The 20,401-nt window shown below is 71.6% G+C and carries 18 protein-coding genes; 16 read left to right on the plus strand and 2 right to left on the minus strand.

Annotated features, from left to right (window positions below):
- Positions 1-269 precede the first annotated feature (269 nt).
- Positions 270-1,352, minus strand: a complete 1,083-nt coding sequence (gene disA / locus ACYVK7_RS22360; protein ID WP_460889928.1) for a DNA integrity scanning diadenylate cyclase DisA — start codon at positions 1,350-1,352, stop codon at positions 270-272.
- A 53-nt stretch (positions 1,353-1,405) separates the two neighbouring features.
- The gene (gene radA / locus ACYVK7_RS22365; RefSeq protein ID WP_460889929.1) at positions 1,406-2,839 is read right to left on the minus strand and encodes a DNA repair protein RadA; all 1,434 of its coding nucleotides are present in this window, start codon (positions 2,837-2,839) and stop codon (positions 1,406-1,408) included.
- A gap of 50 nt (positions 2,840-2,889) precedes the next feature.
- On the opposite strand from radA, the gene ACYVK7_RS22370 reads away from it, so the two are divergent.
- From ACYVK7_RS22370 to yjfF, 16 genes are all read left to right on the plus strand, one after another.
- Positions 2,890-3,831, plus strand: a complete 942-nt coding sequence (locus tag ACYVK7_RS22370; RefSeq protein ID WP_460889930.1) for a phosphatase PAP2 family protein — start codon at positions 2,890-2,892, stop codon at positions 3,829-3,831.
- Between the two features lie 124 nt (positions 3,832-3,955).
- Positions 3,956-4,621, plus strand: coding sequence for a hypothetical protein (locus ACYVK7_RS22375; protein ID WP_460889931.1), 666 nt, complete (start codon positions 3,956-3,958; stop codon positions 4,619-4,621).
- 53 nt (positions 4,622-4,674) lie between these two features.
- Complete coding sequence (gene proC / locus ACYVK7_RS22380; RefSeq protein WP_460889932.1) at positions 4,675-5,478, plus strand: pyrroline-5-carboxylate reductase; 804 nt, start codon at positions 4,675-4,677, stop codon at positions 5,476-5,478.
- A gap of 47 nt (positions 5,479-5,525) precedes the next feature.
- Positions 5,526-6,527, plus strand: a complete 1,002-nt coding sequence (locus tag ACYVK7_RS22385; protein WP_460890023.1) for a LacI family DNA-binding transcriptional regulator — start codon at positions 5,526-5,528, stop codon at positions 6,525-6,527.
- A gap of 127 nt (positions 6,528-6,654) precedes the next feature.
- Complete coding sequence (locus tag ACYVK7_RS22390) at positions 6,655-7,563, plus strand: lysostaphin resistance A-like protein (RefSeq protein WP_460889933.1); 909 nt, start codon at positions 6,655-6,657, stop codon at positions 7,561-7,563.
- Between the two features lie 260 nt (positions 7,564-7,823).
- The gene (locus tag ACYVK7_RS22395) at positions 7,824-8,645 is read left to right on the plus strand and encodes a carbohydrate ABC transporter permease (RefSeq protein ID WP_460890024.1); all 822 of its coding nucleotides are present in this window, start codon (positions 7,824-7,826) and stop codon (positions 8,643-8,645) included.
- Positions 8,645-9,505 carry a carbohydrate ABC transporter permease gene (locus ACYVK7_RS22400; protein WP_460889934.1) on the plus strand — a complete coding sequence of 287 codons (861 nt, stop codon included), beginning with the start codon at positions 8,645-8,647 and terminating at the stop codon, positions 9,503-9,505. Before ACYVK7_RS22395 ends, ACYVK7_RS22400 begins: the two co-directional genes overlap by 1 nt.
- Before the next feature lie 37 nt (positions 9,506-9,542).
- Positions 9,543-10,889, plus strand: coding sequence for an ABC transporter substrate-binding protein (locus ACYVK7_RS22405; RefSeq protein ID WP_460889935.1), 1,347 nt, complete (start codon positions 9,543-9,545; stop codon positions 10,887-10,889).
- 257 nt (positions 10,890-11,146) lie between these two features.
- The gene (locus tag ACYVK7_RS22410; protein ID WP_460889936.1) at positions 11,147-12,811 is read left to right on the plus strand and encodes a xylulokinase; all 1,665 of its coding nucleotides are present in this window, start codon (positions 11,147-11,149) and stop codon (positions 12,809-12,811) included.
- A complete protein-coding gene (locus ACYVK7_RS22415) occupies positions 12,811-13,554 on the plus strand; it encodes an L-ribulose-5-phosphate 4-epimerase (RefSeq protein WP_460889937.1) in 744 nt (247 codons plus the stop codon). Before ACYVK7_RS22410 ends, ACYVK7_RS22415 begins: the two co-directional genes overlap by 1 nt.
- Entirely contained in the window at positions 13,551-15,065 is a 1,515-nt protein-coding gene (araA, locus tag ACYVK7_RS22420) for an L-arabinose isomerase (RefSeq protein ID WP_460889938.1), read from the plus strand. The genes ACYVK7_RS22415 and araA overlap by 4 nt, the downstream gene beginning before the upstream one ends.
- A 130-nt stretch (positions 15,066-15,195) precedes the next feature.
- The gene (locus ACYVK7_RS22425; RefSeq protein WP_460889939.1) at positions 15,196-15,471 is read left to right on the plus strand and encodes an acylphosphatase; all 276 of its coding nucleotides are present in this window, start codon (positions 15,196-15,198) and stop codon (positions 15,469-15,471) included.
- A gap of 169 nt (positions 15,472-15,640) precedes the next feature.
- On the plus strand, positions 15,641-16,645 hold the full coding sequence (locus tag ACYVK7_RS22430; protein ID WP_460889940.1) for an ABC transporter substrate-binding protein: 1,005 nt from the start codon (positions 15,641-15,643) through the stop codon (positions 16,643-16,645).
- A gap of 95 nt (positions 16,646-16,740) precedes the next feature.
- Positions 16,741-18,267, plus strand: coding sequence for a sugar ABC transporter ATP-binding protein (locus ACYVK7_RS22435; RefSeq protein WP_460889941.1), 1,527 nt, complete (start codon positions 16,741-16,743; stop codon positions 18,265-18,267).
- Complete coding sequence (locus ACYVK7_RS22440; RefSeq protein ID WP_460889942.1) at positions 18,264-19,331, plus strand: ABC transporter permease; 1,068 nt, start codon at positions 18,264-18,266, stop codon at positions 19,329-19,331. Before ACYVK7_RS22435 ends, ACYVK7_RS22440 begins: the two co-directional genes overlap by 4 nt.
- Positions 19,328-20,326 carry a galactofuranose ABC transporter, permease protein YjfF gene (gene yjfF / locus ACYVK7_RS22445; RefSeq protein WP_460889943.1) on the plus strand — a complete coding sequence of 333 codons (999 nt, stop codon included), beginning with the start codon at positions 19,328-19,330 and terminating at the stop codon, positions 20,324-20,326. The genes ACYVK7_RS22440 and yjfF overlap by 4 nt, the downstream gene beginning before the upstream one ends.
- Positions 20,327-20,401 lie beyond the last annotated feature (75 nt).

Raw genomic sequence — 20,401 nt, forward strand, 5'->3', positions numbered from 1 at the left:
ACTTGGTCGCGATGACGGATGCCGACTGCAGAGTTCGTTGCGGCGGGGCACCCTTGAACCGCAGCGAAGTCTGCACTCGGCGAGTGCAGGGGCGATGAAGTCTGCACTCGTCGGACCGGCTGCCCGGACCGGCTGCCCGGCCCGGCTGCCCGGCCCAGCCCGGCCCGGCCGGCCCAGCCCGGCCCGGCTGCCCGGACCGGTCAGCGTCCGTGTCAGTGACGCCGCGTCAGAGGTGCTGCGTTGAGACGGGCTGCGTCAGGCAGCCCGCGTCACACGTACCGTTCGAGGATGCTGGACTCGGCCAGGCGGGACAGGCCCTCGCGGATGGTCCGGGCGCGCTGCTCGCCGACACCGTCGACCGACATGAGGTCGTCCACGCTCGCCGCGAGCAGCTTCTGCAGGCTGCTGAAGTGGCCGACGAGCTGCTCGATGGTGGTGTTCGGCAGGCGGGGTACCTTGGACAGGAGCCGGTAGCCGTGCGGCGCGACGGCGGCGTCGAGCGCGTCGCCACCACCGGGCAGGTCGAGGATCCGGCCGATCTGGCTCATGTCCAGGAGTTCCTGCGACGTGAGGGCGGACAGCTCGGCCTGCACGTCGGCGAGCGTGCGGTCCTTGCGGCCCAGCACGTAGTCGCGGATCACGAACTCGCGGTCCGAGCCGACATCCCCGATCAGTTCGTCGAGCTGGAGCGCGAGCAGGCGGCCGTCCACGCCGAGCTCGATCACGTAGCCCGCGATCTCGTCGGAGATGCGGCCGACCATCTCGAGCCGCTGCACCACCGAACAGACGTCGCGCACGGTGACCAGGTCCTCGATCTCCAGCGCTGAGAGCGTGCCGGACACCTCGTCGAGCCGGGCGCGGTACCGCTCGAGCGTCGCGAGGGCCTGGTTGGCCCGGCCGAGGATCGTGTCGGAGTCCTCCAGCACGTGCCGCTGGCCGCCGACGTACAGGGCGACGATCCGCATGGACTGGCTCACGGAGATGATGGGAAAGCCGGTCTGCTTGGCGACCCGCTCGGCCGTGCGGTGGCGGGTGCCGGACTCGGTGGTCTCGATGGTCGGGTCGGGCAGCAGCTGCACGGCGGCCTTGCGGATACGGGTGGCGGCCCGGTCGAGCACCACCGCGCCGTCCATCTTGGACAGCTCGCGCAGGCGAGTGGCCGAGAAGTCGACGTCGAGCGAAAAGCCGCCGGAGCAGATCTGTTCGACCACCGGATCGAGTCCGAGCACGATCAGCGCGCCGGTCCGGCCGCGCAGGATGCGTTCGAGTCCGTCGCGGAGCTCGGTTCCGGGCGCGACGGCGGCCAGGGTCTCCCGGAGCAGCTCGTCAGTGTGCGAGGAGGTGGTGGCCACGGAGAAATCCTACGCTGTGCGCCGGGTCACAAGCAGTTCGTTTCACAAGCCGGTCACCTGTCGTCCGAGCCGCGGGCGGTTCCGCGGCCCGTGGACTGCGCCCACTCGACGGCGTCGCGGATGTGCGCCGCCTCGACGAGCTGGAGCCCCTCGGGCGCCTTGACGCCGGTCCCGTGCGGCACCACGGCGTTCGCGAAGCCCAGCCGTGCGGCCTCGCCCAGGCGACGGTCCAGTCCGGCGACCGGGCGCAGGTCGCCGGCCAGCCCCACCTCGCCGACGGCTACGGTGGCCCCGGGCAAGGGCCGGCCCGTCCGTGCGGAGACGAGGGCCAGCGCGGCAGCGAGGTCGGACGCCGGTTCGGTGATCCGGGCGCCGCCGACGGTCGAGGCGTAGACGTCCTGATCGGCGAGCCGGAGGCCGCCGTGCCGCTGGAGCACGGCCAGGATCATGGCGAGCCGGCTGGAGTCGACACCGCTGGTCGCGCGACGCGGGTTGTTCAGCGGGCTCGGGGCCACGAGTCCCTGCACCTCGACGGCGAGGGGGCGCCGCCCCTCCAGGGTGACGGTGATGCACGACCCGGCCACACCGGACCCGGCGTGCGAGAGGAAGAGGCCTGACGGGTCCGGCAGCCCCACGATCCCGTCCTCCGACAGGTCGAAGCAGCCGACCTCGTCCGTCGGGCCGTACCGGTTCTTCACCGCCCGGATCATGCGGAGGCGCGAGTGCCGGTCACCCTCGAACTGGCAGACCACGTCCACCAGGTGCTCGAGCGTGCGGGGGCCGGCCACGGAGCCGTCCTTGGTCACATGGCCCACGAGGATCGTGGGGATCTGCCGTCCCTTGGCGACTGCGATCAGTGCCCCCGCGACCTCACGGACCTGCGACACACCGCCCGGGGCGCCGTCGACCTGCGCGGACGCGATGGTCTGCACCGAGTCCACGATCAGCATGTCCGGCTGGTTGGCCTCCAGGTGGCCGAGCACCGTCCCCAGGTCGGTCTCCGCGGCGAGCAGCAGGGTGGGCGACAGTGCGCCGATCCGCTCCGCACGCAGCCGCACCTGGCCGGCGGACTCCTCACCGGTCACGTACAGCACGGTGCGGGGCGACTCGAACCCGTCGGGCCCCAAAGCGCCGTCGGCCACGTTGCTCGCGACGTCGAGCAGCAGGGTCGACTTGCCGACGCCGGGCTCGCCGGCGAGCAGGATGACGGCGCCGGGCACGAGCCCGCCGCCGAGCACCCGGTCGAGCTCGCCGACACCGGTGGGGTTGGCGCGCGCCGACTCGACGTCGATGTCGCCGATGGGGCGTGCGGGCTCGCGCGCGGGGGACACGGTGGCCGTGCGGGGCCCGGTCGCCGCGGGCCCGTCCTCGGACACGGTGCCCCAGGCCTGGCACTCACCGCAGCGGCCGACCCACTTCACGGTGGTCCAGCCGCACTCGGCACAGCGGTACGCGGGCCGGGCCCGCTTGGAGGTCGATGAGGTCACGGGCGCCACCGTACGTGCCGCCACCCACACGGCCGGGGTACCTTGCGTCCATGCCGGTATCCGACGGGCGCCAGGTGAGTCGCGGAGCGCCGCGTACCGGCCCGTACCCCATGACGCCCCCGCGCCCCACCGACCGCCGCGCGCCCCGTGCCGCAGCGCTCGTCGTGGCCGTAGGAGCGGCGGTGGGGACCTGGCTCGTGTGGTGGGCGATGGTCACCACGTGGCCGGGTCAGCGGGTCGAGGAGCGGGTCTTCGAGACGGCCGACCGGTTCCAGGACGTCGTCAACCCGCTGGTGGAGCCGGTGCTGCTGCTGGGCTCGCTGCCGTGGCTCCTGACCGGGTCCGTCCTGGTGTGCGGGATCGGGCTGCTGCGTCGTCGTTGGGGGGCCACTCTCGCGGCCGCCGTGGTGATCGTCGGGTCGAACCTGACCACGCAGGTGATCAAGGACGGGGTGTTCTACCGCACGGGCCTCGTCGGCGAGTGGAACCGCGACGTCAACACCCTGCCGAGCGGTCATGTCACGGTCGTCGTCGCGGCCTGGGCGGCGCTGCTTCTCGTCGCGCCGCGTGCCTGGCGGCCGCTGACGGCGCTCGGGGGTGCGGTCGCCGCCGGTGCGATAGGTCTCGCGACGCTCGGTGACCGCTGGCACCGCCCGTCCGACGTCGTCGCGGCGGTGCTCGTGGTCGTGGCGTGGGCCGCGCTGGCGTGCGCCGTGGCGCCGGCACGGTGGGCCGACCTGCCCGACGACGACCCCGGCGCCCGGGCCGACGTCCCGACACGGCTGGTCGCCACCGTCCTCGGTGTCGTCGCCGTGCCCACCGCCGGGCTGTCCGTGCTGGCCGCCGCGGCGACGGAGGGGCACACCTGGACCGGCCTGCCGTGGGCCGGCGGCCTCACCGCGTACACCGGCGGGTTGCTCGCCGCGTTCGCCGTCTCGGCGGCGGCGTTCGCCGTCCTGCTGCCGCTACGCCAGGCGACCGCACGGGCGTAGTCCCGTCCCGACCCCGTGCCGGGCCCGTCCGGGCGTGCCTACGGGCGGATGTCAGTGGCGCACCATAAGGTGCCAACTGAGCCACCGTGACGTACCCGGTGGCCGGAGTACGGGGGAGCCAGACATGACCGACCAGCGCGCGAACACACCGCGCACCGGCGCGACAGCATCGGTGGCGAGGCAGGGCGCGAGGAAGGCCTCGCCCGCCGTGTACCGCCGCCGTCGCCTGGTAGCTGTCGTCGGCCTGCTCGTCATCGTGCTCGTCGTGGTCCTCGTCGGCGGCCTCGTGTGGCCGGGCTTCTGGCGGGCCGAGGCGACGCCGCAGCCCGTGCCCACGGTGACGGTCACCGCGCCGGCCCCGACGCCGACGGTCAAGGCGATGGACCGCAGCGGCGACGAGACCGCCTTCCAGAAGGCGCTCCCGTCCAGCGTGCTGCGGTTCGCGCTCGGCTCGTACACCGAGGCGGGCAAGGTCAAGGAGGAGCAGGGCGCGCTCGAGGTCTGGGACGCGGAGTACTCCGACGGCGGCTCCGGTGAGGTGGCGCTCCGGGCCGGCCAGTGGGCGACGTCGGACGAGGCGGCCCAGGCCGCCGCCGCCTGGACGAAGGCGGCGGGCGAGGCCGAGCGCGAGGGTGACGTGAAGGTCGGCAAGAAGGTGGTCGGGCAGTACGCGGTCATGCCTGCCAAGGACGGAAAGGTAGTGGTCGTCTGGCAGAACGGCACCGCGGTGCTGCAGGCGACGGGTCCTGCCGACACCATGGAGGACTTCTACGCGGCCTTCCCGCTGTGACGGATTCCGGCCGGACGGGGCCGGCGGCGAGCCGCGCGGGGCACAATGGCGCCGTGAACCAGCGACTTGCGGTCCTCGGGGCCGGGAACATGGGCGGGGCGGTGCTCGCGGGTGCGCTCTCGGCGGGCTGGGCGGCGGCTGACGTCGTCGCCACCGTGCGGACCGAGGCCAAGGCCCAGCACCTGCGTGAGACCTACCAGGTGGCCACCACCAGCGACAACGTGGCGGCCGTGCGGGGCGCGGGCCTCGTCCTCGTCGGAGTGAAGCCCAAGGACGTCGGCGCGCTGCTCGACGAGATCGCGTCCGTGGTCGAACCCGGGGCCGTGGTGGTCACCGTCGCGGCCGGCCACCCCGCCGCGTTCTACGAGCAGCGGCTGCCCGCGGACACCCCCGTCGTGCGGGCGGTCCCCAACACGCCCGCCGCGATCGGTGCCGGCATCACGGCCATCGCACCGGGTGCCGCCGCCACGGAGGCGCACCTCGAGGCCGTGGAGCACCTGTTCGCCGGCACGGGCGCCGTGGTCCGCGCCGCCGAGAAGGACCTGAACGCCGTGTCCGCGATCTCCGGGTCCGGGCCGGCGTACGTCTTCTACGTGGCCGACGCGCTCGCCGAGGCGGGCGTCCTCCTCGGCCTGACGCGCGACGTCGCGCGCCGACTCGCCGTCCAGACCCTGCTCGGCGCGTCCCGCCTCATGGACGAGTCGGGGGAGCACCCCGTGCTGCTGCGCGAGAAGGTCACCTCGCCCGGCGGCACGACCGCCGCCGCTCTGCGCGCGCTGGACGACGGCGGGGTGCGCGCTTCGTTCCTGGCCGCCGCGGCCGCCGCACGTGACCGTGCCGACGCGCTGGGTGGATGATTCCTTCCGTGACCATCTCTCGACCCGCGACGACGCGGCCGCCGGCCATGGCCGACGTCGCCGCGCTCGCCGGCGTGTCCCACCAGACCGTCTCGCGCGTGCTCAACGGGCACAGGAGCGTGCGCCCGGCGACACGCGAGAAGGTGCTCGATGCGATCGCCCAGCTCGGCTACCGCCGCAACAGTGCCGCGCGGGCCCTGGTCACGGCGCGGTCGACCACCGTGGGCGTGGTGACCACCGGCTCGCCGCTGTTCGGCCCGTCGAGCACGCTCATCGCCGTCGAGGAGGCCGCGCGCGAGCAGGGCTGGTACGTCAGCGTCGCGACCCTGCGCCGGTACGACGCCGAGACCATGCACAAGGCGCTCGAGCACTTCATGGACCAGGCGGTCGAGGGCATCGTGGTCATCGCGCCGCACACGGATGTCGCCGACGCGGTGGAGTCGTTCCAGGCGCCCGTCCCGGTGGTCATCATCGCGGCGCGGGACCTGAAGCCCGAGGTGCCGACCATCCCGCTGGCCGTGGACCAGCGGGCCGGGGCGCGGCTCGCCGTCGAGCACCTGATCGAGCTGGGCCACGAGCGGATCCTGCACGTCGCGGGCCCGCCGGACTGGCTGGACGCCATCGAGCGCGAGGAGTCCTGGCGTGCCGTCCTCACCGAGCGTGGGCTTCCCGTACCGGAGCCGGTGGTGGCGGGCTGGACCGCGGACCGCGGTTACCTGGTGGGCCTCGACCTGGCACAGCGGGTCAAGGCGGGCTCCGGCCCCACGGCGGTCTTCGCCGCCAACGACCAGCTCGCCCTCGGCCTGCTGCGGGCGTTCTGGGAGTGCGGCGTCTCGGTGCCGGACGACGTCTCCGTGGTCGGGTTCGACGACGTCGACGGCTCAGGGCACTTCATCCCGCCGCTGACGACCGTGCGCCAGCCCTTCGTCGACCTGGGCCGGCGCAGCGTGGCGCTGCTCCTTGCCGCGGTGGACGGCGGCAAACCCGCCGCGGAGCTGATCGAGCCCGAGCTGGTCGTGCGCCGGAGCGCGGCCGCGCCGCGCCACTGAGACGCCGCGCCGACGCCGCGCCGACGCCGCGCCGCGCCGACGCCGCGCCGACGCCGCGCCGACGCCGCGCCGACGCCGCGCCGACGCCGCGCCGACGCGACACCGAGACGAAGGAACACACCTGCCGATGACCGTACGCCCACCGCAGAACACCGTCACCGTACGGACGGGGCCGGTGGACACCTGGCGCTGGGTGGGGCCGGTGCTCGTGGTCCTCGCGGTGGCGACGGTCCTGGTGGGTGCGTTCGCCGGACCCGTCGCGGTGCTGCGGTCCGGCGCGGTCGGCCTCGCTGACGCGGCGCTCACGCTCGCCGTCGCCGGCCCGCTCCTGGCAGTCGCGCTGTGGCGCCGGCCGGGCGCCCTGCGGGTCGTCGCGGTCCTCGCCGTCCTGATCGCGTGCAGCCGGTGGGCGCTCGGCCTGCCGGAGGTGCTCGGTACGGGGCTCGACTGGAACTGGCAGGGCAAGACGGTCGAGGTGCTCTGGCTGGTCGCTCTCTTCCTGGCCCTCGGACCGTGGGCGCGCGAGGAGGCGGGACTCGGCCTGCGGCCGCGTCCAGGCTGGCGGGCCGCGGGCTGGGTGGTGGTGGGGCTGTTCGCAGGGTTCGCCCTGCTCTCCCTGTGGAACCTGGCCGACGCCGGCGCACCACCCGACCCGATGGACACCGAGCGCTTCCTGTTCGACGTGGGGCACGCCAACCTCGGCGAGGAGCTGCTCGTGCGGGGCGCGATGCTGGCCGTGCTCGACCGTGCCTGCGGAACCCCCTGGCGATTCCTCGGCGCGGACGTCGGCTGGGGGCTGGTCCTGACGACGGTGTGGTTCGGGCTCTGGCACGGCCTGGTGCTCACCGCCGACGGGCTGGTCGTCGATCCGGTGGCGGTGCTGAGCACCGGGCTGGTGGGCCTGCTGCTGGGCTGGGTGCAGGCCCGGAGCGGTTCGGTCTGGCTCGCGTACGCGGCGCACTGCGCGATCGAGGTGGGCCAGGACACCGGGGTGATGGCCTGGGCACTGCTGGGCGGGAACGCCCCGCTGGGCTGAGCGCCGCGCGCCTCCCACCACGCGCCCGCGACCGTGGCCAGGGCCGTTGACAGCCTTCCGTGAGGGTGGCAGAGTCACCGCGCACGGAGATGTTTACGTTCACATTCCGTCGTCGGGCAGCGCCGCCCGGCGCGTTCCAGGACATCGAAGTCCAGGCGATTCCGGACGCCGTCGTCCGGGGAGAGGTGCCGCCCGTGCCAGGCCGCCGCCTACCGAGCCACCGCGTCTCCGCGGCAGGCTGGAGTTTCATCACGCCGTTCATGGTGGCGTTCGCCTTCGCGTTCCTCGCCCCCGTGCTCTACTCGCTGTACCTCAGCCTGTTCCGCAACCAGCTCATGGGCGGCAACCAGTTCGTGGGGCTGGCGAACTACTCCGCCGCGTTCACGGACCCCAAGTTCTGGGACGGCGCGGGCCGGGTGCTCCTGTTCCTCGTGGTGCAGGTGCCGATCATGCTCGCGGTAGCCCTGGCCGCTGCCCTCGTGATCGACAGCGGACGGCTGTTCGGCAAACGCTTCACGCGGATCGCGCTGTTCGTGCCCTACGCGGTGCCCGGCGTCGTCGCCGTCCTGATGTGGGGGTTCCTGTACGGCGACCGGATCGGGCTCGTCGGCTGGATCAACGAGGCGGCGGGCTCGCAGCTGCTCGCGCCCTTCTCCAAGGAATGGATGCTCGTCGCGATCGGCAACATCGTGACGTGGGAGTTCGTGGGCTACAACATGCTCATCCTCTACTCCGCACTGCGCACGGTGCCCGGAGAGCTCTACGAGGCGGCGGCGATCGACGGTGCCGGCCAGTGGCGGGTGATCAGAGCGGTGAAGCTCCCGGCGCTGCGCGGGGCGCTCGTGATCGCGACCATCTTCTCGATCATCGGCAGCTTCCAGCTCTTCAACGAGCCGAACATCCTCAAGGTCCTCGCGCCGACGCTCATCTCGTCGTCGTACACGCCCAACATGTACGCCTACAACCTCAGCTTCCTCGGCCAGCAGGTCAACTACGCGGCGACCGTCGCGATCATCATGGGCGTGCTGACCGCGGTGATCGCCTACGTGGTCCAGCTCAGGGGCACCAGGAGGGACAGCTGATGGCGCACTCCTTCTCGCGACCGCGCAAGTCCGTGGTCCTCACCCTGCTCATGGCAGGGCTGGTCGTCTACTCGCTCGCACCGCTGTGGTGGCTGCTCGTCAGCTCCACCAAGACGCAGGAGGCGCTAGCCGACTCCTTCGGCCTGTGGCCGGCGGGACCGTTCGCGCTCTTCGACAACATCGCCGCGGTGCTCACCTACCAGGACGGCGTCTTCGTGCGCTGGTTCGGGAACACCGTGGTCTACGTCGTGGCGGGTGCCGGCGGAGCCACCCTGCTGGCGACGCTCGGGGGCTACGGCCTGGCGAAGTACCGGTTCAGGGGACGCTCGGCGGTGTTCGCCACCGTGATCGGCGCGGTCGCGGTGCCGGGCGCGGCGCTCGCCGTGCCGACGTTCCTCATGTTCAGTCAGCTCGGCCTGACCAACACGATGTGGTCGGTCATCCTGCCCACCCTGGTCTCCCCGTTCGGGCTGTACCTGATGTGGGTGTTCGCCGTGGAGGCCATACCCACGGAGCTGCTCGAGGCCGCGCGGGTCGACGGCGCGAGCGAGTGGCGCACGTTCTTCACGATCTCACTGCGTCTGCTCGCGCCCGGCATCGTGACCGTCGCGCTGTTCGCGATCGTCGCCACCTGGAACAACTACTTTCTGCCGCTGATCATGCTGTCCGACCGGAACCTGTTCCCCCTCGCGATCGGGCTCGCGAGCTGGAACGCCGACGCGACCGGCGTGGGAGCCACGCCGGTGTTCCACCTGGTCATCACGGGTGCGGTGCTGACCATCCTGCCGATCGTCGCGGCGTTCCTGCTGCTGCAGCGCTACTGGCAGTCCGGTCTGAGCGCCGGGGGAGTGAAGGGATGAGCCGCTTCAAGATGAACTACCTCAAGGAGGAGGAATCATGAGCATCACACGTAACGGCCGGATCGCGGCGGGCGCCATGGCCGCCGTGCTGGCAGGCAGCCTCGCGGCCTGCTCCGGGGCCGGTGACGGCGGAGGAGGGACCGGCGAAGAGGCGACCGCCGAGGAGATCGAGGCGGCCCTCGAAGAGGGCGGCACCATCGACTACTGGACGTGGACGCCGCAGGCCGAGAAGCAGATCGAGGCCTTCGAGAAGGCGTACCCGAACATGACCGTGAACCTCACGGACACCCAGGGCGCCGAGGAGCACAACACGGCGCTGCAGAACGCCATCGCCGCAGACAAGGGCATCCCGGACGTGGCCCAGCTGGAGTACCAGTCGGTGCCGCAGTTCCAGCTCCCAGGCCAGCTCACCGACGTGTCCGGGTACGGCCTGGGCGAGCTCGAGGACCTCTACACGCCGTCGACGTGGGGTTCCGTCGCCCTCGGTGAGGGCCTCTGGGGGCTGCCCCAGGACTCGGGCCCGATGGCCCTGTTCTACAACGCCAAGGTCTTCGAGGAGAACGACCTCGTGGTGCCCACGACCTGGGACGAGTACATCGAGCAGGCGCGGAAGCTGAAGAAGTCGGATCCCGACAAGTTCCTCTTCAACGACGACGGGAACGGGCCGGGCACCGTCACGTCGCTGATCTGGCAGGCCGGCGGCCAGCCGTTCCAGGTCGAGGGGGACAGCGTCACGATCGACCTCGCCGACGAGGGCACGGTGAAATGGGCCGAGACGTACCAGCAGCTGATCGACGAGGAACTGATGTCGGACATCACCGGCTGGAGCGACGAGTGGTACCAGGCGCTCGGGGACGGCTCGATCGCCTCGATGGTGGTGGGGGCCTGGATGCCCGGAATCTTCGAGGACGGCGTCCCCGAGGGTGATGGCGACTGGCGGGTCGCCCCCATGCCGACCTACGACGGGACCCCGGTCAACGCCGAGAACGGCGGTTCGGCGGACGTGATCCCGGCCGGCTCCGATGACAAGGTGCTCGCGGCGGGCTTCCTCAAGTGGCTCAACAGCGATCCGGAGAGCATCCGCGTGTTCATGGAGACGGGCGGGTTCCCCGCGACCGTCGCGGAGCTTGGCTCCGAGGAGTTCCTCGGCTACGAGTCCGAGTACTTCGGTGGTCAGAAGATCAACGAGGTGCTCGCCTCCGGCGCGGATGACGTGGTCGAGGGCTGGCGCTACCTGCCGTGGCAGTCGTACGCGAACAGCATCTTCTCGGACACGGTGGGCCAGGCCTACCTCGACAAGACGTCGCTGCTGGACGGTCTCGCCGCCTGGCAGGCCGAGAACGTGCGGTACGGCACGGAGCAGGGCTTCACGGTGGACGGCTGACCTCGCCCCGGGCCCTCTCGAGGGCCGGGCCGCCGCACCAGGGGTCCGCTCCGGCCATGACCCGGGGTACCGCACCGAGCCCGGTTCGGTACCCCAGGTCGAGGTCGAGGCGGACCTGTCCGTACCCGACTGTCGTAACGTATCGTGTGAGCGCTAACATCGCCGTGGGCGGGTAACGGTCGACTGACCGTGCCGGCCGACCGACGGCGACACGAACGACGCCTCGCGACGATGCGGGCAGGACGGAGCGGCCCACGATGGTGGAGCGGCAGGACGAAGAGGCTGGACGGCTCGCCGGTCTCCAGGAGGCGATCGAGCAGGGGCGGACGGCTCTCGGCATCGAGCTCGGCTCCACCCGGATCAAGGCATGTCTCGTCGGCCCGGACAATGCGCCGCTGGCGAGCGGCAGCCACGACTGGGAGAACCAGCTCGTCGACGGCACGTGGACCTACTCCCTGGACGCCGTCTGGTCCGGGCTGCAGGACGCTGTCGCCGCGCTGCTGGCCGACGTCGAGCGGCGGTACGGCGTGCGGCCGGCGACGTTCGGCGCGATCGGCGTCTCGGCGATGATGCACGGCTACCTCGCGTTCGACGACGCCGGCGAGCTGCTCGTGCCGTTCCGCACCTGGCGCAACACCAGCACCGAGCGGGCCGCGGTCGAGCTGACCGGCCTGTTCGGGTACAATGTCCCGCTGCGCTGGTCGGTGGCCCACCTGTACCAGGCGGTCCTCGACGACGAGCCGCACGTGTCGCAGGTGCGGCACCTCACCACGCTGGCGGGGTACGTGCACTGGCGCCTGACCGGGCAGCAGGTGCTCGGCGTCGGCGACGCCTCCGGCATGTTCCCGATCGATCCGGTGACGAGGGACTACGACGGGCGGATGCTCGGTCAGTTCGACGAGCTGGTGGGCGACCGCGGCCCCGGCCGGGACATCGCGGGCCTCCTGCCGCGTGTTCTTCCGGCGGGCGCCGACGCCGGCGCGCTGACCGAGGAGGGGGCGGCGCTGCTGGACCCGACCGGCACGCTCCGGCCAGGCATCCCGCTGTGCCCGCCCGAGGGCGATGCCGGTACCGGCATGGTGGCCACCAACTCCGTGGCCCCGCGGACCGGCAACGTGAGCGCTGGGACCAGCATCTTCGCGATGGTGGTCCTGGAGAAGGCCCTGGAGCGGGTGCACGAGGAGCTGGATCTCGTGACCACGCCGGCCGGTGACCTCGTCGCGATGGTGCACTGCAACAACGGGGCCAGCGAGCTGGGCGCCTGGGCCGAGCTGTTCGGCCAGTTCGCCGGCGCCCTGGGGCAGCCGGCGGAGCCGGAGGCGGTCTTCGAGGCGCTCCTGCGCTCGGCCCTGGACGGCGACGCCGACGGCGGCGGCCTGCTCGCGTACAACTACCTCTCCGGCGAGCCGATCACCGGCCTGGAGGCAGGGCGTCCGCTGTTCACGCGCACGCCCGACAGCCGGCTCACCCTGGGCAACTTCGCCCGGACACAGGTCTACAGCGTGTTCGGCACGCTCAGCCTCGGCATGCGCGTGCTGGCAGAGGAGCGGGTCGAGCTGGACGCGATGTTCGCCCACGGCGGCCTGTTCAAGACCGAGGGCGTGGCCCAGCGCCTGCTGGCCGCGGCGCTCGGCGCGCCGGTGGCCGTGGGCCGGACGGCGGGCGAGGGCGGTGCCTGGGGTATCGCGGTGCTCGCCGCCTACCGGGCGTCCGCCGCGGGTTCGCCCGCCCCTGAGCAGGACCTCGGCGCCTACCTGGACGCCGAGGTGTTCGCGGACGCCGCGATCGATGTGGTCGAGCCCGATGCCGACGACGTGGCGGGATTCTCCGCCTTTCTGGAGCGCTACAGCGCCGGCCTGGCGATCGAGCGCGCCGCCGTCGGGGCGCTCCGCAACCGAGACACGACGCAGGAGAGCGACTGATGAGCAGCAAGACCCTGGCCGACTACTCGCAGGCGGTCCGGGACGAGGTGGCGCGCGTGCGTGTCGTCGTCTCGGACCTGCATGCCGAGCTGCCCCGCTGGGACCTGGTGGTCTGGACGGCGGGCAACGTCTCCCAGCGCGTGCCGAACCCCGACGTTCCGGACGGCAGCGCCGACCTCTTCGTCATCAAGCCCTCCGGCGTCTCCTACGACGACCTGACCCCCGAGAGCATGGTGGTCTGCGACCTGGACGGCAGCCTGGTGGAGGGCACGCGGTCGCCGTCGTCGGACACCGCGGCCGCCGCCTACGTGTACCGGCACATGCCCGAGGTGGGCGGCGTGGTGCACACGCACTCCACGTACGCGACGGCCTGGGCCGCACGCGGCGAGGAGGTGCCGTGCGTGCTCACGATGATGGCCGACGAGTTCGGCGGGCCCGTGCCCGTGGGCCCGTTCGCGATCATCGGCGACGACTCGATCGGCCGCGGCATCGTCGAGACGCTGACCGGGCACCGCAGCCCCGCCGTGCTGATGCGCAACCACGGTCCGTTCACCATCGGCAAGGACGCGCGGGCCGCCGTGAAGGCGGCCGTGATGGTCGAGGAGGTCGCCCGGACGGTGCACGTCAGCCGGCAGCTCGGCGAGCCCGTGCCGATCGACCAGCAGCACATCGACTCCCTCTACGACCGTTACCAGAACGTCTACGGCCAGCAGGCCGCGACCGCCACGGAAGGACAGGCATGAGCACCAAGCCCTACGCGGACCGAGAGGTCTGGTTCCTCACCGGGAGCCAGGACCTCTACGGCGAGGAGACCCTCGCCCAGGTCGCCGAGCAGTCGCAGGAGGTGGCCCGGGCGCTGGACGCGTCGTCGGACGTGCCCGTCAAGGTCGTGTGGAAGCCGGTCCTCAAGGACTCGGCGGCGATCCGCCGGGCCATGCTCGACGCCAACAGCGCCGACCACGTGCTGGGCGTCGTCACCTGGATGCACACCTTCAGCCCCGCCAAGATGTGGATCGCGGGCCTGGACACGCTGCGCAAGCCCTTGCTGCACCTGCACACGCAGGCCAATGTCGAGCTCCCCTGGGACGACATCGACATGGACTTCATGAATCTCAACCAGGCCGCGCACGGCGACCGCGAGTACGCGTACATCGCGACGCGGCTCGGCGTGGCGCGGACGACGGTGGTGGGGCACGTCTCCAACCCGGCCGTCACCCGCCGCGTGGGCACCTGGGTGCGCGGCGCGGCCGGCTGGGCCGCCACGCACGAGCTCAAGCTGGTCCGGTTCGGCGACAACATGCGCAACGTCGCGGTCACCGAGGGCGACAAGACCGAGGCGGAGCTGCGGTTCGGCGTCTCGGTGAACACCTGGGGCGTGAACGACCTGGTCGCGGCGGTGGACGCCGTCGAGGAGGCCGCCGTCGACGAGGTGGTCGCGGAGTACGAGGAGAAGTACGACGTCGCCCCGGAGCTGCGGGCCGGCGGCGAGCGGCACGACTCGCTGCGTTACGCCGCTCGCCAGGAGCTCGCGCTGGAGGATTTCCTCGAGTCGGTCGGCGCCAAGGCGTTCACCACCAACTTCGAGGACCTGGGCGCCCTGCGCCAGCTGCCCGGCCTGGCGGTCCAGCGCCTGATGGAGAAGGGCTACGGTTTCGGCGCCGAGGGCGACTGGAAGACGGCGGTCCTCGTCCGCGCGGCCAAGGTCATGGGCGAGGGGCTCCCCGGCGGCGCGAGCCTCATGGAGGACTACACCTACGACCTCACCCCGGGCAACGAGCTGATCCTCGGCGCGCACATGCTGGAGGTCTGCCCCTCGCTGACCACCTCGACGCCGCGCATCGAGATCCACCCGCTCGGCATCGGCGGCAAGGAGGACCCGGTGCGCATGGTCTTCTCGGCCGACGCCGTCGAGGGCGCCGTCGTGGTCTCGCTCGCCGACATGCGCGACCGGTTCCGCCTGACTGCCAACGTGGTCGACGTCGTGACCCCGCCGCGCGACCTGCCGAACCTGCCGGTCGCCCGTGCGATGTGGGCGCCGCGGCCGTCGTTCGAGGTCTCCGCCGAGTCGTGGCTGACGGCGGGCGGCGCGCACCACACCGTCATGTCGACCGCCGCGGGCATCGAGGCGTTCGAGGTCTTCGCGGACATCGCCCGCACAGAGCTGCTGGTCATCGACGAGGGCACGACGCGCCGCGGCTTCGCCGACCAGGTGCGCCACAACGCGGCGTACTACCGCCTGGCCCAGGGCTTCTGACCCCACCACGTCGAGTGCGGGCCGGCTGTTGCCGAAGTGCTGTCCAGGCGACAGCCGGCCCGCACCCGACCAGCCGCCGGTCCCGCTCGCGCGGCGGGAGAGACGGCGCCGGATCGGTGACGATGGGTGCATGGACACCTTGATCGCACGGCACGTCGTGGTGAGCGGCCGGGTGCAGGGCGTCGGCTTTCGCTACCACCTGGAGCGGCGAGCCGCGGCCGCCGGACTGTGCGGCTGGGCCCGCAACACCGGTGACGGCACGGTGGAGGCGGTGCTCGAAGGGGCACCCGCCGCGGTCGGTGACGTCCTGGACTGGATGCGGCACGGCCCGCGGCACGCCGTCGTGACCGCGGTCGACGTGCGCGACGTCGCGCCGCGGGGACTCACGGGTTTCGAGATCCGCTGAGCGCCACGCGATTCCGACTATTCCCCTTCAAGGGGAAAAAGGGCAGACTCCGTTACTGGAATGTGACTCCGACAACTACCGATCCGGCCCATGTGAGCGCTAACATTCCACTCGGGCAAACACGCCGCTAACACCCGCACGCAGTGGTGTGGGATCTCAAGGAGGAGACATGGCACGCACTACCCTCACCCGTACCGTCCTGGCCGCGGTGTCGGCGGCCGCGCTGTTCACGCTCGGCGCGTGCAGCTCGGACGCCGGCACCCAGACCGGTGGCGGCGGCGAGCCGGCTGCCGGCGATGACGGCGTCATCACGCTCGGGTTCTCGCAGGTGGGCGCCGAGTCGGGGTGGCGGGCCGCGAACACCCAGTCCATCCAGGACACGATCACCGCGGAGAACGGCTTCGAGCTCAAGTTCTCCGACGCGCAGCAGAAGCAGGAGAACCAGATCCAGGCGATCCGCTCCTACATCACGCAGGGGGTGGACGTCATCGCGTTCTCCCCGGTGGTCGAGACCGGCTGGGACGCCGTGCTCCAGGAGGCCAAGTCGGCGGGCATCCCCGTGATCCTCACCGACCGCGCCGTCGACTCGAGCGACGAGACCCTCTACGAGTCGTTCATCGGCTCGGACTTCGTCAAGGAGGGGGAGACAGCCGGCGAGTGGGTCGTCGAGCAGTACGACGGCGAGGGCTACAAGGCCGTCGAGCTGCAGGGCACCACGGGTGCGGCCCCGGCGATCGACCGCAAGGAAGGGTTCGCGACGGCCATCGAGGGCTCGGACATCGAGATCATCGACAGCCAGACGGGCAACTTCACGCGGGCCGAGGGCAAGACCGTCATGGAGGGCTTCCTCAACAAGCACGACGACATCGACCTCGTCTACGCCCACAACGACGACATGGGCCTCGGCGCCATCGAGGCCATCGAGGCCGCCGGCATGGAACCGGGCAAGGACATCAAGATCGTCACCATCGATGCCGTCAAGGACGGGATGCAGGCGCTCGTCGACGGCAAGATCAACTACATCGTCGAGTGCAACCCGCTGCTCGGGCCGGACCTGGCGGAGGTGGCCCAGAAGGTCATCGCCGGCGAGGAGGTCGAGAAGCGCATCGTGGTCGAGGACCAGGCGTTCGACCAGGCCGCGGCGAAGGAAGCGCTGCCAACGCGCGCGTACTGACGGCCCCTGTCTGGCTGTGGGCGTGACCCTCGCGCTGTCCCGTTCGGGGCGCGGCGGTCACGCCCACAGCCAAGGTTCGAGTTGGAAGGTCGAGGATGACCCAGCAGACAACACCGCCCGTCGTCGAGATGACGGGCATCAGCGTCGAGTTTCCCCCGGTCAAGGCCCTCGACGGCGTCGACTTTCACCTGCGCCCCGGCGAGATCCACGCCCTCATGGGCGAGAACGGCGCGGGCAAGTCCACCCTGATCAAGGCCCTCACCGGCATTCACTCCCCGACGGCCGGAACGATCCGCGTCGACGGCGTCGAGCGCCGGTTCACTGGTCCCGCCGACGCGCGCTCGCACGGGGTGAGCACCGTCTACCAGGAGGTCAACCTCTGCGACAACCTCACGGTCGCGGAGAACATCATGCTCGGCGCGGAGCCACGCCTGCTGGGCGGCCTCCACTGGCGGGCGATGCGCCGTGAGGCGGCGACCCACCTGAAGCGGATGGGCCTGAGCATCGACCCGGCGTCGTCCCTCGGCTCGCACTCGCTGGCGGTGCAGCAGCTCGTCGCGATCTGCCGCGCCACCGTGGGCGACTGCAAGGTGCTCATCCTCGACGAGCCCACCTCCAGCCTCGACACCGACGAGGTGGCGCAGCTGTTCACGGTCATGCGTGCGCTGCGCGACGAAGGTGTGGCCATCCTGTTCGTGAGCCACTTCCTCGACCAGGTCTACGAGGTCTCCGACCGGATGACCGTGCTGCGCAACGGTCGCCTCGTGGGCGAGTACGTGACGGCCGACCTGCCGGCCTCCGAGCTCGTGCAGCACATGATCGGGCGCTCCATGGACGTGCTGGAGGCGGCGGAGGACGTGGCGGAGCACGCCGGCCGGCCCGCCGGCACGCCCCCGCTGCTCCAGGTCGTCGGCCTGGGCCGCAAGGGTTCCGTGCAGCCGTTCGACCTCGATCTCTACCAGGGCGAGGTGGTGGGCCTCGCCGGCCTGCTCGGCTCGGGCCGCACCGAGCTGGCCCGCCTGCTCACCGGCGCCGACAAGGCCGACGCCGGCCAGACCCGCCTGGCCGGGAAGCCCGCCCGGCTGCGGACCCCGCGCGCGGCCATGGACCTCGGCATCGCCTACACCTCCGAGGACCGCAAGGGCGAGGGCGTCGTCGACGGCCTGACCGTGCGGGAGAACATCGTGCTCGGCCTCCAGGCCCGGCGGGGGTGGATGCGGCCCCTGCCGCGCAAGCAGGTCGACGAGCTGGTCGCCTCCTACATCGAGCAGCTGGGCATCCGACCCGCCAATCCCGAGGCGCTGCTCCGGAACCTCTCCGGCGGCAACCAGCAGAAGGTACTGCTCGCCCGCTGGCTCGCGACGGCTCCGCGGCTGCTCGTCCTCGACGAGCCCACCCGCGGTATCGACGTCGGCGCCAAGGCCGAGATCCAGAAGCTCGTGGCCGACCTGGCCGCCGACGGCATGTCGGTCGTCTTCATCTCGGCGGAGCTCGAGGAAGTGCTGCGCATATCCCACCGCATCGCCGTGATGCGAGACCGCCGCAAGGTGGCGGAGATCGACGGAGGAGGAGCCACGATGGACCAGGTGGTCGAACTGATCGCCGGTGGCGGTGCGGCATGACGAACCTCTTGCGCCACCACCTGTTCTGGCCTGTGGCGGCCCTGATCGCCCTGCTGGTCGCCAACACGGTCGCCAGCCCGAGCTTCCTCGCGATCACCGTCCGGGACGGCCACCTCTTCGGCGCGCCGATCGACATCCTGCGGACCACCGCGCCGCTCCTGCTCGTCGCGCTCGGCATGACCCTGGTCATCGCCACGCGCGGCATCGACCTCTCGGTCGGCGCGGTGGTCGCCGTCTCGGGAGCCGTGGCGCTGTCGTACATCGCGTCGTCGCCCAGCCCGGACTCCCCCGTCACGGTGCTCATCGCCGTGGGCCTGGCTCTTGTGCTGTGCCTGGTGCTGGGCGTGTGGAACGGGTTCCTGGTCTCGGTGCTCGGCATCCAGCCGATCATCGCCACGCTCATCCTGATGACGGCGGGCCGCGGCGTCGCCATGCTCATCACGGGCGGCATGATCACCACCGTCAACAGCGGACCGTTCAAGGTGCTGGGCTCCGGGTTCTGGTTCGGGCTGCCCGTCGCGGCGGTCCTCGCGTTCGGCGTGTTCGCCGTCGTCGCGTTCGTGGTGCGGCGCACCGCGCTCGGCATGCTCCTGGAGGCGACGGGCATCAACCCCGCCGCGAGCCGCCTCTCCGGGGTGCGGTCGAGGACGCTCACCTGGACGGTGTACGCGGCGTCCGGCCTGTTCGCCGGCTTGGCGGGCCTGCTCATCAGCGCCGACACCATGGCGGCCGACGCCAACAACGCCGGCCTGTTCATCGAGCTCGACGCCATCCTCGCGGTGGTGATCGGCGGGACGGCGCTCTCGGGCGGCAAGTTCAACCTGTCGGGCACCCTGGTGGGCGCGCTCGTCATCGCCACCCTGGAGCGGACGGTGACCGTGGTCGGCATCTCGCCGCTGGTCACACCGCTGTTCATGGCCCTGGTCGTCATCGCGGTGACGCTGCTGCAGTCACCGAGGATGCGGGAGCGGCTCATGGCCGCCACCCGCCGGCCGGTCGCCACGACGCCGCCCGAGCCGCAGCCCGCCGCACGCCCCGACTCGACGGAGGTGAAGGCCCGATGACGACGTCGGCCCCCACCCGCGCCCCACGCGCACTGAAGATCCCGACCCGGCTGGACCGGCGCTACCTGCCGGTCGTTGGCACGTTCGTGGTGCTGGCCCTCATGCTGATCGTGGGCGGCAGCCGGTACGACAACTTCGTCTCGCCGGCCGTGATCTCCAACCTGTTCATCAACAACGCGCACCTCATCGTGCTCGCGGTGGGCATGACGTTCGTGATCCTCACGGGCGGCATCGACCTGTCGGTCGGGTCGGTGCTGGCACTGTCCACGGTGGTCACGGCGGCCCTGCTCCAGGCGGGCTGGCCGCCCGCCGTGGTGATCCCGCTCGCGGTGGGCGCCGGGACCGTGATCGGCCTGGCGCACGGCGTGATGGTGCACTACTTCCAGGTGCAGCCGTTCGTGGCGACGCTCGCGGGCATGTTCTTCGCGCGCGGGCTCTGCTTCGTCATCGCGCCCGAGTCCATCGCCATCGACGACGCGTCGTTCGTCTCGCTCGCGAGCTGGGTGCAGATCTTCGGCGGGTGGCGCATGTCGTCCGGTGTCCTCATCGCGCTGATCGTGGTGGGCCTCGGCTTCCTGGTGCTGCACTTCACGCGGTTCGGCCGCACGGTGTACGCGGTGGGCGGCGGCGAGCAGTCCGCCCTGCTCATGGGTCTGCCCGTGGCCCGCACCAAGGTGCTCGCCTACGTGGTGAGCGGCACGTGCGCCGGCCTCGGCGGCCTGCTGTTCGCCATGTACTCCCGGTCCGGCTACTCCCTGACCGGCGTCGCGATGGAGCTCGACGCCATCGCGGCGGTCGTCATCGGCGGCACGCTGCTGACGGGCGGCACCGGATTCGTGCTCGGCTCCGTGCTGGGCGTGCTGGTGCTCGGACTGATCCAGACCATCATCACCTTCGAGGGCACCCTCAGCTCCTGGTGGACCAAGATCGTGATCGGCGTGCTGCTGCTGATCTTCGTCGCACTCCAGCGCGTACTGACCCTCCGCAAGACCTAGCGGCCCCCGGCCCACCATGTGATCCTCCGCGGACCACGCCATCTTCTGCGCTACCGCCCCCATAGCGGTGGAAGA

This window comes from Promicromonospora xylanilytica, assembly GCF_054782895.1.

Excerpts from the sequence above, each read along its gene's own strand:
- ACYVK7_RS22425 (WP_460889939.1), top strand. The coding sequence starts at position 15,196 with ATGGACACCTTGATCGCACGGCACGTCGTGGTGAGCGGCCGGGTGCAG.
- araA (WP_460889938.1), top strand. The coding sequence starts at position 13,551 with ATGAGCACCAAGCCCTACGCGGACCGAGAGGTCTGGTTCCTCACCGGG.
- ACYVK7_RS22370 (WP_460889930.1), top strand. The coding sequence starts at position 2,890 with ATGCCGGTATCCGACGGGCGCCAGGTGAGTCGCGGAGCGCCGCGTACC.
- ACYVK7_RS22430 (WP_460889940.1), top strand. The coding sequence starts at position 15,641 with ATGGCACGCACTACCCTCACCCGTACCGTCCTGGCCGCGGTGTCGGCG.
- yjfF (WP_460889943.1), top strand. The coding sequence starts at position 19,328 with ATGACGACGTCGGCCCCCACCCGCGCCCCACGCGCACTGAAGATCCCG.
- ACYVK7_RS22440 (WP_460889942.1), top strand. The coding sequence starts at position 18,264 with ATGACGAACCTCTTGCGCCACCACCTGTTCTGGCCTGTGGCGGCCCTG.
- ACYVK7_RS22415 (WP_460889937.1), top strand. The coding sequence starts at position 12,811 with ATGAGCAGCAAGACCCTGGCCGACTACTCGCAGGCGGTCCGGGACGAG.
- ACYVK7_RS22410 (WP_460889936.1), top strand. The coding sequence starts at position 11,147 with ATGGTGGAGCGGCAGGACGAAGAGGCTGGACGGCTCGCCGGTCTCCAG.
- ACYVK7_RS22435 (WP_460889941.1), top strand. The coding sequence starts at position 16,741 with ATGACCCAGCAGACAACACCGCCCGTCGTCGAGATGACGGGCATCAGC.
- ACYVK7_RS22375 (WP_460889931.1), top strand. The coding sequence starts at position 3,956 with ATGACCGACCAGCGCGCGAACACACCGCGCACCGGCGCGACAGCATCG.
- ACYVK7_RS22400 (WP_460889934.1), top strand. The coding sequence starts at position 8,645 with ATGGCGCACTCCTTCTCGCGACCGCGCAAGTCCGTGGTCCTCACCCTG.
- ACYVK7_RS22385 (WP_460890023.1), top strand. The coding sequence starts at position 5,526 with ATGGCCGACGTCGCCGCGCTCGCCGGCGTGTCCCACCAGACCGTCTCG.
- ACYVK7_RS22405 (WP_460889935.1), top strand. The coding sequence starts at position 9,543 with ATGAGCATCACACGTAACGGCCGGATCGCGGCGGGCGCCATGGCCGCC.
- ACYVK7_RS22390 (WP_460889933.1), top strand. The coding sequence starts at position 6,655 with ATGACCGTACGCCCACCGCAGAACACCGTCACCGTACGGACGGGGCCG.
- ACYVK7_RS22395 (WP_460890024.1), top strand. The coding sequence starts at position 7,824 with ATGGTGGCGTTCGCCTTCGCGTTCCTCGCCCCCGTGCTCTACTCGCTG.